This is a genomic window from Streptomyces sp. NPDC104307, assembly GCF_055584045.1.
The window spans coordinates 1,382,538-1,394,115 of sequence record NZ_JBVJMU010000001.1; the positions used below are offsets into that span (position 1 = coordinate 1,382,538).

An 11,578-nucleotide genomic window follows, 5' to 3' on the forward strand; every position below is an offset into this window, starting at 1 on the left:
TTGGAGGAGGCCGCCACCGAGGAGGAGAAGTGCAGCAGGGGCGGCCGACCCCTCTGCCTCGACTCCGACCTCTACAAGGAGCGGAACACCGTCGAACGCCTGATCAACAAGCTCAAGGCCTGGCGAGTCATCGCCACATGCTAGGACAAGACACCAGACAGCTACCTCGCCGGCCTCTACCTTCGCGCCTCGATGATCTGGATCAATGACCTCAACCGGAGCAGTCCTTGATCGCGACCGGATATGCGCCCTCGCCCGGACCTCGTGTCTCACCCATCGAAGCAAAACCAGTGGAACCCGTGTTCGAGCAGCGGCGTCAGGGTCCCCCGGTGGAGCGCGGCAAAGGTCACGACCGCCTCGTTCTCGTCGCTGCTGACCGTCGCAAGCAATCCCGGGGCCACAAAGAACTTGTCGGCCTCATAGGTGGGCAGGAACGGACTCAGAGGTACAGGGCGCAGCATGCTCCACAACGGCTCAAGGCGCTGGGTTTCCATGCAAGAGGTCCGTGCGTGGTAGGGGGCGGCATTCATGCCTTCGTACAGGGTGAACTGCAGGAGGAAGCGGCTCAGGGGTTCTTTTTCGAGGATCGTCTCCGGAGCCTCCGCACAAGGGTCTTCGGTGAGCCACACAGAGGGATCGGCATCGCCCGGCCCCTGTGGTGGCCATGGGATGGACCAGTCCATGCCGGCCCCATTCCACACCGCGAAGATCAACCGATCGCCGAGCGGTCCGCCAGCACGTGTGGGCTGCCTCAGCACCGGGTCGTGGAATCTATGGATTGCCGGGCGGAGGCGAGCCAAGCGGCGGAAGGCGGCCAACGCCTCCGGCAGGTCGCCCAGTTCGCCCGCCGCGCTCTCGTCCCCGGCCGACTCCGTCTCCTCAGCGGGAAACCAGCCGAGGACGAACGACTCCAGGGCCCGGATCGGATCCGTTTCCACGTGATTGACCCACTCCACCCCTGGCACCGGCCCGGGTGCTGGGACCGGTCGGGCCGCGTTCAGAATCTCGCGGCTCAGCGGCTGGTCGAGCTCCAATGCGGCGTGGTTGAAGTCGGCAGGTGCCGACGACCGCCCCCTGCAGAGCGCCGTACCGAGGGGAAGGCACCCCCGGTCCAGTCGGGCGAAGAGGTGAATGGGCACGGCGGCCCGGAAGTCGAACCGTGGGTGCAGCGCAGGAACCATGTCCCCATGAAGGAGCACCTTGGTGGAGTCCTGGACGCCGCTCACCCCTGGGCGGTCCCCGGATTCGACGATGACGACGGTTGCATCCGCCCCTGCCCCGATCAGTGCCGGGCCCATCTCGTACCGATGGCGCCCGGCTCCGGCGACAGACAGTGCCGCCGCCTCGGTGATCAAGGGCGGCAGCGTTTGCTTCATGTGGTCATCCTATCCAGGGGGGGGCGGACAGGATAGATTGATCACGACTCGATACACGCCCTAGTACTCCAGTGTGGGTTCGTAATCACGTGCGGGTCGACTGCGCCCGGGCCTGCCCGATATTCGTTGCGTCGAGGCGCAGTTGCAGGCGGGCTCTGTGGGCACGCATATTGATGGTCGGGCCAGGAACCGATCTACTGCAGCACACGTCTCCCGCACCATGACCTCAGGCGAGCACCAAGAGCACACGTTTTCCACCAGGCTGGTTTCACCGTCCTCGGTGAGTGTGGATCCGTCGAAGACCAACGACTACAACAGCTTCGCCGAGGCGTACACGGCTGCGAACGAAACCAACCTGGTCAATGCCTACTACGAGCGTCCCGCGATGCTGGCCCTCGCTGGAGACGTGGCTGGCCGGCGGATCCTCGACGCGGGCTGTGGCTCGGGGGCCTTGTTTGCCGCGCTGCGTGACCGCGGCGCCATTGTGAGTGGCTTCGACTCGAGTGCCGGGATGCTGGGGCTGGCTCGGCAGCGGCTCGGCGACGGTGCGGATCTGCAGGTGGCGGATCTGGGCAGCCCGCTTCCCTACCCTGATGACACGTTCGACGATGTAGTGGCGTCGCTGGTGCTGCACTACCTGGAGGACTGGGGGCCGGCGCTGGCCGAGCTGCGACGCGTACTCAGGCCCGGCGGTCGGCTGATCGCGTCTGTCGACCATCCCTTTGCCGTCAACCTCATCCACCGTGAGGCCGGTCGCGAGGCCGAGTGCGACTACTTCGACACCACCAAGTGGACCGTAGAGTGGACCGTGGGCGGCCAGACCACCCTGGTGAGTCGCTGGAACAGGCCGCTGCACACGATGATCGAGGCTTTCACCGGGGCCGGTTTCCGGATTACGGTCATCAGCGAGCCGGAGCCTGATCCCGCCGCCCGCGAGCTGTTCCCCGAGGCCATCGCGGCCGAGCCGCGCTTCCTGTGCTTCCTGTTCTTCGTACTGCAAGCGGATTAGTACTCCGGTGTGCAGTCTCGCCATGGCCCAGGCGACGACGGTCAGTACGGCAGCGCCTGACGCGGGCGGCCGCCGCAAGATGATCAGGGTTGTGTGGACTCCCGAAGATCGTGCGGTGGCCGCAGGCCATGGCGTAGACCCTGACCGATGGCGGGCAATGTTCGACCAGGTCACGGCCCGGATCGCGGGCAGGTTCGGGCGCGTTGAGCCCCGGGGGGTGGCCCGTTCTTACCTGCTCGGGCTACTGACGGGCGTCGAGCGGAGGAACTGCTGGCAGCTGGCCGAACGAGCGGGGCATAAGCGGCCCGGGCCCCTGCAGCGTCTGCTGAGGTATGCCCGATGGGACGCTGATGCGGTCCGCGACGATCTGCGTTCCTACGCCGCCGAACACCTCGGCACCGACGATGCTGTTCTCGTCGTCGACGAGACCGGTTTCCTGAAGAAGGGCCGGTCCTCGGCGGGAGTGCAGAGGCAGTACACGGGCACTGCCGGACGCATCGAGAACGCCCAGGTCGGCGTGTTCCTCTCCCTGGCCACCACCCGGGGCCGGGCCCTGATCGACCGCACGCTCTACCTGCCCGAGCATTCCTGGAGCACCGATCCCAAGCGCCGCCGTGAGGCAGGAATACCCGAGACGGTGGAGTTCACGACCAAGCCCCGCCTGGCCGGGGAGATGATCACCGCCGCGCTGGAAGCCGGGATCGCCGCCTCATGGGTGACCGGCGACGAAGCCTACGGCCAGGCCCCCCCACCTGCGGACCGTTCTGGAAGCACGCGGCACCGGCTACGTGCTGGCCGTCGCCTGTTCGGCCCGGGTGAGGATCAACCATGGCCGCACCACAGTCCGCGCGGACACCGTCGCCGGGTGCCTGCCCGCCACGGCTGGCAACGACACAGCGCCGGAAGAGGCGCGAAAGGGTACCGCCACTACGACTGGGCCTGGATCCACATCGGCACCGGAAGCCACCGCCACCTGCTGATCCGCCGCAACCGGACCACCGGCGAACTCGCCTTCTACCTGTGCTGGTCACCCACCACCGCGACACTGGCCGAACTCGTCCGCGTCGCCGGAGTCCGCTGGAGCATCGAAGAGTTTTTCCAGACCTCGACCACTATCAGGTCAGGCACTGGACATCGTGGCACCGGCACATCATGCTCGCCATGCTCGCCCTGGCCTTCCTGACCGCCGTCGCCGCCGACGTGGCCCCCGGCCGACCCGCCGGCCGGAACTTCCCGACTCAGGACAGCGACCCGATCTCCCTGACCGTCCCCGAGATCCGCCATCTGCTCACCGCGGTCTTCGCCCCGCCAGCCGCGACCGCAGCCAGGCTGCTGCACTGGTCCATCTGGCGCAGACGCCACCAGGCAACAGCCCGGCGCAGCCACTACCGTCGGCGGTCTCCAGACGAACCTGCTGGATAGGCCACAAAACCAGACTGGAGTACTAGTCGTCCGGGAGGCCCTCGAACTCCCAGGAGTGGCCCGGCTCGTGGCCGGTGAACAGCCAGCACGCCTGCTGAAACCGGGGGGCGAGGGTGGGGTCCACCTGTTCGCACGGTTCGGCGCAGACGTAGCTGGAGGCGCCACCGCTCCAGCGCAGCCATACGTCAAAGGTGCCGCGCCCCATGCTGTCCAGGCAGCCGCCGTGTTCACCGGCATGACCCTGGTGGAGTTCGCAGACGAGCCGGTCGGGGAGCTCCGCGCCCCCGACCGGCGGGTGCGCCTGGGCCGTGGGGAACCAGGGCGGCCGGACGGGTTCGTTGCAGTACGTCACCAGGGACCTCACAGCACCTCACCCCGACTCCGCGCGTTGCACCGTGCGTTCTCGGCCCGCAGACGCTCTATGGGGTCCGCAGGGCGCACATGCTCGGGCTCGGCATCCCACTCGGTCCCGCCGCAGACCGGCCGGAGCGACCAGTACGGGCCTGCGACCCCTCGGAACTCACCCACGCGGTCTTGCCGGGCGGTGTCCACCATGAGCGTGCCGGGGGCGGGATGCGATTGCCCGTTCGACGAACCGTCTGATGCGCACACGATCGTGCCTCTCCGTAGCCATTCCACTACCAAGACGGCTCAGCGTGGCCTACGGTCGAGGTCTAATCAACGTGGCCTGTCGGCCAGCCAAGTTGGGGGTAACGGATGAACCTCAAGGAGTTGGACCCCGGAAGCAGTCCGCGAGCCGCGTTCGGCGCGCGGCTACGCAGCTCACGTGAGGCGCTCGGCTGGAAGCAGGACGAGCTCTCCGCACGGATGGGTGTTTCCAGCGGGCATATTTCAGGCGTCGAAACTAGTCGCAAGATGCCATCTTTACGCTTCGCGAAAGCTGCTGACGTGGCCTTGGGTATTGCGGGCACAGGAGACACCTTCGAACGCCTGTGGCGCGAGATGCAGCACGGCAGCCTGCTGGAGGGCTTCCCCGAGTACCTGGGATACGAAGGACGAGCCGTCGAAATCCGCGTATTCGAGGTCGGGATCATTCCCGGACTGCTGCAGACGCCGGAGTACGCACAAGTATTGGCAAACAGCGCTGTCCGGCGCGGGGTGATCACGCCCGCCCAGGCCGACGAGCGGGTGTCGCTCCTGATAGAGCGCCAAGCCGCACTCGTGCGGGCCCGTCCGCCCATGGTCATCGTGATCATGGATGAAAGCTGCATCTGTCGATCTGTCGGCAGCGAGAGCGTCATGAATGCTCAGCTCGACTGGTTGGTCGAATTCGCTGCCCAACCGCACACCATGGTTCAAGTCGCCCCATTCGCGATGGGCGAACTCCGAACGTTCAACCGTCCCGTGAACCTGCTGACCCTGTCCGATCGATCAGTGGTCTCGTATGTCGAATCCCAGACCCAGGGACACCTGGACCGGGAGCCCACATCCGTGGTGCCGCTGCTCACGGACTACCATCAACTCCAGGCCGAATCGCCCTCCCAGGCGGCATCCGTGGCCATGATCAAGCAGCTTCGAAAGGGCACCCCATGACGACCGAATCCCTCCTGTGGGTCAAGTCCAGCTACAGCGACAACGGTGGCACATGCGTCGAATGGGCCCCTTCGAACGCGCGCTCCACCGGCACGGTTCCCGTACGTGACTCCAAGCGACCGAGCGGCCCCGTACTGACCGTCCCCGCCAACGCGTTCGCGTCCTTCGTGGCGGGTGTAAAGGCCGGAGAGTTCGGCATCGTCTGAACGGAAACCGCCCCGCCCGCCCCGTCCAAGGGGCTGCGCGGGGCGGTCGGCGTTCAGCGGTTCACAGCAGGAACCCTTCGGGGAACGGGTCGGACGGGTCCAGGAAGTACTGCGCGGTTCCGGTGATCCAGGCGCGGCCCGTGACCGTGGGGACAACGGCGGGCAGCGTGCCGACGGTGGTCTCCGCGACCAGCCGGCCGGTGAACGTGGTGCCGATGAAGGACTCGTTCACGAAGTCGGTGTCCAGAGGGAGCTCGCCCCGTGCATGGAGCTGGGCCATCCGCGCCGAGGTCCCGGTGCCGCACGGTGACCGGTCGAACCAGCCGGGGTGGATGGCCATCGCGTGCCGGGAGTGGACGGCGTCGGAGCCGGGCGCGATCAGCTGGACGTGCTTGAGCCCGTTGATGCCCGGGTCGAGTGGATGGACCGGGCGGTCCGTCTCGTTCACCGCGTCCATCAGGGCGAGTCCCGCCTCCAGCAGCTCGTCCTTGCGCGAGCGGTCGAACGGTATTTCCAGATCAGCCAGTTGCACCATCGCGTAGAAGTTTCCGCCGTAGGCGAGGTCGTAGGTGACGGTGCCGAGGCCGGGGACCTTCGCCGTAAGACCCAGTCCGGCGGAGAAGGCGGGGACATTGGTCAGGGTGACGGAGGTGGCGGCGCCGTCCTCGACGTGGACGTCGACGGAGACCAGTCCGGCCGGGGTGTCCAGCCGTACGGTGGTGACCGGCTCCGTGACCTCCACCATGCCGGTCTCCACCAGCACGGTGGCCACCCCGATCGTGCCGTGTCCGCACATCGGCAGGCAGCCCGAGACCTCCATGAACAGGACCCCGAAGTCGGCGTCGGGGCGGGTCGGCGGCTGGAGGACGGCCCCGCTCATGGCGGCGTGGCCGCGCGGCTCGTACATCAGCAGGGTGCGTACCGCGTCGCGGTGCGCCATGAAGTAGTCGCGTCGCTCGGCCATGGTGGCGCCGGGGACGGTGCCGATTCCGCCGGTGATCACGCGGGTGGGCATGCCCTCGGTGTGCGAGTCGACGGCGTGGAATACGTGACGCGTTCGCAAGGCTCTCCCTCGGTCGTGCTGCCGGACCGCCGTGCGCGTGCAGTGCGCCGAGCGGTGTGTCGGGCGGTCTGTGGCGGGCCGGTGTCAGTCGAGCCCCTCGGCCAGCGCTTTCTCCGTGGCGGCGCGCACGGCGGCGGCGGACTCCGCGTCCAGGGGCAGCCGGGGCGGCCGGGTGGGTCCGCCGTGCCGCCCGACGATGTCCATCGACGCCTTGATCGCCTGGACGAACTCCGGCTTGGAGTCCCACCGCAGCAGCGGGTGGAGCCGTCGGTAGAGCGGCAGGGCCGTCTCCAGGTTCCCCGGAGACGGCGGCGCGGTACAGCGCGACACAGCCGGCGGGCAGCATGTTGGGGCAGCCCGCGATCCAGCCGACCGCACCGGCCAGGGCGAGTTCCAGCAGTACGTCGTCGGCCCCCACCAACAGGTCGAGTCCGGGGGCCTCCTCCGCGATCTCGTAGGCCCTGCGGACGTCCCCGCTGAACTCCTTGACGGCCACGATGGACCCGTCCGCGTGGAGCTGCGCGAGCAGCGCCGGGGTCAGGTCGACCTTGGTGTCGTACGGGTTGTTGTACGCGACGACCGGCAGGCCCGCCCCGGCGACCTCGGCGTAGTGCGCGCGCACGGCGGCGGCTTCGCACGGGTAGCCGTTGGGCGGCAGCAGCAGTACGGAGCCGGCGCCCGCCTCCGCCGCACGGTCCGCGAGGCGGCGCGACTGGGCGCTGTCGTAGGCGGACACCCCGGGCATCACCCTCTCCCCGTCCCCGGCGGCCTCGACCGCGACGCGCACCACCTGGTCGCGCTCCTGGTCCGTGAGGGTCTGGTACTCCCCCAGCGAGCCGTTCGGCACCACCCCGTCGCAGCCGGCGGCCACGAGGTCACGGACGTGGGCCGCGTACGCGTCGAAGTCGATGGACCGGTCTTCGCGCAGGGTGAGCGGCGTGGCGACCATGACGCCTCGCCAAGGACTTGTGCGGGCAGTGGAGTTCGTCGACATCGGGGCTCCCTCAGAGGTGTGGACTGACATGGACCGGCGAAGGGGACGGAGAGGGCCGCGCCCCCGGTGGCGCCCGGGAGACGTGCGTGCCCCGGAAGGTCACTCGTCCTCGGGGCGGACCGCGCGGGCGAGCGTGGCGAGCGGGACCGGGCAGGCCAGCGGACGGCGGTCCGGGGCTCCGGCCTCGGCGGCGCAGCCCGCCAACTCCCGGACCGCGAATCCGCAGGTCCGGCCCTGGCACCAGCCCATCCCGGCCCGGGTGAGGAGTTTGACCGTACGGCTGTCCCCGGCGCCGAGGTCGTCGACCGCCGTGCGGATCGCGCCTGAGGTGACCTCCTCGCAGCGGCAGACCTCGGTGTCGGCGGCGAGCCACTCGGTCCAGCCGGGTCCGGGACGGTGGACGGCGCCCATCAGCTCGGCGAACGCGCGCATCCGCCGCCGGGTCCGCCGCAGCACCGCCATCCGGCGCGCGTCCCGTCCCCGGCTGCCGTCGCGGGCGTCACCCGTCACCGCGAGCGCCGCCAACTCTCCTTCCATCAGGGCGAGGTGCACGCCGCCGATGCCACCGGGCTCGCCTGCGGCCCAGACGCCGGGCACGGTGGTGCGCAGGTCCTCGTCGAGCACCAGGGCGGCCGAGCCGTCGGCGCCGCACCGGGTCTCGCAGCCCAGGCCGACGGCCAGGTCGAGCTGGGGGACCAGTCCGTGGCCCACGGCCAGGGTGTCGCAGTCGATCCGGCGCCCGGTCCCGGGCAGCGGGCGCCAGTCGCGGTCCAGGCGGCTGACGGTGACACCCTCCACCCGCTCCGTTCCGTGCACGGCGGTGACCGCGCGGTGGGCGAGGACCCGTACCCGGTGGCCCGCCAGCGCTGCGGAGTGCCGTACCCCCTCCCGGAGCCGGCCGGGGTCTGCGGCGAGCACGCGGGGAGCGCGTCCGTACGCCCTGTATCCGGCGGCCTCCACCAGTGCTGGCACCCGGGCGCCGGCGCGCGCCAGGGAGACCGCGACGGCCTGGAGAAGCGGTCCGCTGCCCGCCACGACGACGCGTTGTCCCGGCAGCACCAGACCCGACTTGAGCATGGCCTGTGCCCCGGCCGCGCCGACGACTCCGGGCAGGGTCCAGCCGGGGAAGGGAAGTTGGCGCTCGTGGGAGCCGGTCGCGATGAGCAGTCGGCGGGCCCGGAGCGTGGCGGATCCCACGCCGTCGGGGCCGGTGACGGCGTGCAGGGTCCAGTCCGGCCCGGTCCGCTCGACGGCCCAGACCTGATGTCCGGCGAGGTGGCGGATCCGGCCCGCCTCCCGGTGCCGGTCGAGCCGGGCGGTCAGCCCGGCGAACCGCGCCCAGCCGTGGTGCAGCGCCTCGGGCCGGGCGGCGCCCAGGCCGGGGGCCGGGGCGCGGTAGTACTGGCCGCCGGGTGCGTCGGCCGCGTCGAGGAGGACCACGTCGAGTCCGCTGTCGGCGGCGGTGACCGCCGCCGACAGTCCGGCCGGACCGGCGCCCACCACCGCGAGTTCGGCGAAGTGCGGTGCGGCGGACGAGCGTTCAGCGGCGGAGTCCGGCATGGCCGTCCCCCTCCTGAGTCGTGACGACATCACCGGGGCGAGCCGGTTGCAGACAGGCCCGCCTGTTGGGGACGCCGTTCACGGTGACCAGGCAGTCGAAGCAGGAACCGATGCCGCAGAAGGCCCCGCGTGGACGTCCGTTCACCCTGGTGGTCCGCCAGCTGAGGACGGAGTCCGCCCAGAGGACGGCGGCGATGCTCCGGCCCGGCAGGGCGTGGACCGGGCGGCCGTCGAAGGTGATCTCGAACCCCGGCCCTGGCTCGGCACCGACCGCGTCGGCCGGGGTGCGGGCGGCGGTGCGGGCTGCGATGCGCTTGCGGATACGTATCACCAGGGCTCCTGTCTCGGTGACCGGTCGGCCGGGCTGCCCTCGTGGGCGGTGCCGGAGGCGGTCTCGAACCGGTCGGGCCGGAACGGTTCGGGGTCGATGGCGGGTTCCTCGCCCCGGATCGCCGCGACGACCAGTGCGGCTGTGGCGGGCGCCAGCCCGATCCCGGCGCCCTCGTGACCGCAGGCGTGGAAGAGGCCCGGCACCCGGCGGTCGGGGCCGATCGCCGGGAGGTGGTCCGGCAGATAGGGGCGGAAGCCGTGGTAGGCGCGGAGCACGCGGGCCTGTCCGAGCACCGGGAAGAGGGCGGCGGCTGCGGCTGCCAGCCGGCTGATCACCGGCACGGACAACGTGCGGTCGAAGCCCACCCGTTCACGGCTCGCGCCGATCAGTACGGGTCCCGAGGGGGTTCCCTCCACGACGGGTGAGGTCTGCAACGCGGCCGACCCGCTGGACACATCGGCCACGTACTCCGCCGCGTACACCTTGTGCCTGATCAGCCGGGGCAGCGGCTCGGTCACCAGGACGAAGCCGCGCCTGGGCAGCACGGGCAGTTCCACCCCCGCCAGGGCGGCCAGTTCGCCGCCCCGGACTCCCGTGGCGTTGACCACCGCGGGTGCGAGCAGATCGCCCCGGCCGGTCCGTACGCCGCGCACCGTGCCGCCCGGCCCGGTCAGCACGGCCGTGACCGCCTCCCCCAGCCGGACACGGGCCCCGGCCTCGCGCGCCGTGCGCAGCAGGTGCGCTGCGGCCAGGGCCGGTTGGACCTGGGCGTCCTGCGGGTAGAGGAACCCGCCCGCGAGTCCGGGTGCGAGGTGCGGTTTCGAGTCCGGGCAACTCGTGCGGAGCGACGGCCTGGGTCCGCACCCCCGCCTCCGCCTGTCCGGCCGCTGTCGCGGTCAGGGTGGCCAGCGACGATTCGTCCGCCGCGACCACCAGGCCACCCTTCTCCTCGAACTCGATCGCGGACGGCAGCACTTGGGCAAGCTCGCGCCAAAGAGAGGCGGAGTACAGCGCAAGGGTCAGCTCAGATCCCGGCGGCTTGTCGGAGACCAGGAGGTTGCCTTCCCCGGCCCCTGTGGTGCCACCGGCGACCGGTCCGCTGTCCACCACCGCGACCGCGAGTCCGGACCGGGCCGCGTAATAGGCGCAGGCGGCGCCGACCACTCCGGCACCGACAACGACGACATCCAAGGGCTGTCTCGTGAACACGTCAGTAATATGTCACATTGCTCAGGAGTGGCCAAGAGGTCTTCAACGCATCAGATTTGACGGCTCGTCATGCACCTGCGGCACCGCTTCACCGAAGCCGCACGAGACAGGCGCGGGAGGACGCGATGCCCGCGCATAGCAGCGTGGAGAGTGTGAAAGCTGCCGGAACCCGGCAGTGCTTCCAGCCACCGTCACGGGCGAAGATGCATATGCCCGGCGGCGGCGCACACGCTCGCCGGTGCTCCGATCATCACTGCGTTCCGAAGGCAGGTCCACCCGTATGAGACTGACCCGTGCCGCTCTGGCCGTAGCGGCCACCGCCCTGACGCCGGCTCTCCTGCTGACCACCCCGGCCTTCGCCGCCGGTAGCTCCTCAGCACCCGCCACCGTGACGGCGTCGGCAGCCACGGACGACCCCGGCACGCCCGTGGACGACATGTCCGAAGAAGAACTCCGTATCGCGATCCTCCGCATCATGGCGAACGAGGACAGCGGCAAGGGGGTCGACCGGGAGGCGAACAAGGCCCTCAACGGCACGGTGGAGGACATGCGCGCCTTCCTGAAGACCGGCTACCGGCTGGCCCAGGCAGAGGACGACACGGTCACCGTCGTCAAACTCCTCGCCAACCCCGACAGCGGAAAGCGCGTCATCCGCGAAGTCAACGAACTCCTCGACTCCAACCCCACCCCGGAACAGCTCCGCGCCTGGCTCGAAACCGGCTACCGCCTCGCCCAGGCGGAGGACGACACCGTCGCCATCGTCAAACTCCTCGCCAACCCCGACAGCGGAAAGCGCGTCATCCGCGAAGTCAACGAACTCCTCGACTCCAACCCCACCCCGGAACAGCTCCGCG

The 11,578-nt window shown here is 69.9% G+C and carries 10 protein-coding genes and 4 pseudogenes; 6 read left to right on the top strand and 8 right to left on the bottom strand.

Annotated elements, in window-relative coordinates; translation table 11 throughout:
• Nucleotides 1-3: 3 nt before the first annotated feature.
• A pseudogene (locus ACZ601_RS05680) lies at nucleotides 4-231 on the top strand (IS5/IS1182 family transposase); the annotation flags it as partial.
• Nucleotides 232-269: 38 nt separating this feature from the next.
• On the opposite strand, the gene ACZ601_RS05685 reads toward ACZ601_RS05680, so the two are convergent.
• Complete coding sequence (locus tag ACZ601_RS05685) at nucleotides 270-1,376, bottom strand: hypothetical protein (protein ID WP_469533322.1); 1,107 nt, start codon at nucleotides 1,374-1,376, stop codon at nucleotides 270-272.
• A gap of 220 nt (nucleotides 1,377-1,596) precedes the next feature.
• Here ACZ601_RS05685 and ACZ601_RS05690 point away from each other — a divergent pair, with 220 nt between their 5' ends.
• Both ACZ601_RS05690 and ACZ601_RS05695 read left to right on the top strand, forming a co-directional pair.
• Nucleotides 1,597-2,385: a class I SAM-dependent methyltransferase gene (locus ACZ601_RS05690; protein WP_469533325.1), complete on the top strand. Its 789-nt coding sequence runs from the start codon at nucleotides 1,597-1,599 to the stop codon at nucleotides 2,383-2,385.
• Nucleotides 2,386-2,500: 115 nt separating this feature from the next.
• Nucleotides 2,501-3,833: pseudogene (locus ACZ601_RS05695) on the top strand (IS701 family transposase).
• Here ACZ601_RS05695 and ACZ601_RS05700 read toward each other — a convergent pair.
• The gene (locus ACZ601_RS05700; protein WP_469533328.1) at nucleotides 3,830-4,171 is read right to left on the bottom strand and encodes a hypothetical protein; all 342 of its coding nucleotides are present in this window, start codon (nucleotides 4,169-4,171) and stop codon (nucleotides 3,830-3,832) included. The pseudogene ACZ601_RS05695 and the gene ACZ601_RS05700 overlap by 4 nt on opposite strands.
• Entirely contained in the window at nucleotides 4,168-4,362 is a 195-nt protein-coding gene (locus ACZ601_RS05705; RefSeq protein WP_469533890.1) for a hypothetical protein, read from the bottom strand. Before ACZ601_RS05705 ends, ACZ601_RS05700 begins: the two co-directional genes overlap by 4 nt.
• Nucleotides 4,363-4,524: 162 nt before the next feature.
• Between ACZ601_RS05705 and ACZ601_RS05710 the strand changes: the two genes are divergently transcribed.
• Together ACZ601_RS05710 and ACZ601_RS05715 are read left to right on the top strand one after the other, a co-directional pair.
• Complete coding sequence (locus tag ACZ601_RS05710; RefSeq protein ID WP_469533331.1) at nucleotides 4,525-5,361, top strand: helix-turn-helix domain-containing protein; 837 nt, start codon at nucleotides 4,525-4,527, stop codon at nucleotides 5,359-5,361.
• A complete protein-coding gene (locus tag ACZ601_RS05715) occupies nucleotides 5,358-5,567 on the top strand; it encodes a DUF397 domain-containing protein (RefSeq protein WP_469533333.1) in 210 nt (69 codons plus the stop codon). Before ACZ601_RS05710 ends, ACZ601_RS05715 begins: the two co-directional genes overlap by 4 nt.
• 61 nt (nucleotides 5,568-5,628) lie before the next feature.
• Here ACZ601_RS05715 and ACZ601_RS05720 read toward each other — a convergent pair whose 3' ends face one another.
• The 5 genes and pseudogenes from ACZ601_RS05720 to ACZ601_RS05740 form a co-directional block, all read right to left on the bottom strand.
• Nucleotides 5,629-6,630 carry a proline racemase family protein gene (locus tag ACZ601_RS05720; protein ID WP_469533336.1) on the bottom strand — a complete coding sequence of 334 codons (1,002 nt, stop codon included), beginning with the start codon at nucleotides 6,628-6,630 and terminating at the stop codon, nucleotides 5,629-5,631.
• A gap of 84 nt (nucleotides 6,631-6,714) precedes the next feature.
• Nucleotides 6,715-7,624: pseudogene (locus ACZ601_RS05725) on the bottom strand (dihydrodipicolinate synthase family protein).
• A gap of 99 nt (nucleotides 7,625-7,723) precedes the next feature.
• Nucleotides 7,724-9,184, bottom strand: a complete 1,461-nt coding sequence (locus ACZ601_RS05730) for an FAD-dependent oxidoreductase (RefSeq protein ID WP_469533339.1) — start codon at nucleotides 9,182-9,184, stop codon at nucleotides 7,724-7,726.
• Nucleotides 9,165-9,515, bottom strand: a complete 351-nt coding sequence (locus tag ACZ601_RS05735) for a (2Fe-2S)-binding protein (RefSeq protein ID WP_469533342.1) — start codon at nucleotides 9,513-9,515, stop codon at nucleotides 9,165-9,167. Before ACZ601_RS05735 ends, ACZ601_RS05730 begins: the two co-directional genes overlap by 20 nt.
• Nucleotides 9,512-10,724 (bottom strand): annotated as a pseudogene (locus tag ACZ601_RS05740) (NAD(P)/FAD-dependent oxidoreductase). The gene ACZ601_RS05735 and the pseudogene ACZ601_RS05740 overlap by 4 nt, the downstream one beginning before the upstream one ends.
• Nucleotides 10,725-11,004: 280 nt before the next feature.
• Between ACZ601_RS05740 and ACZ601_RS05745 the strand changes: the two are divergent.
• A partial coding sequence (locus tag ACZ601_RS05745) for an ALF repeat-containing protein (protein WP_469533344.1) occupies nucleotides 11,005-11,578 on the top strand: 574 nt, incomplete at its 3' end.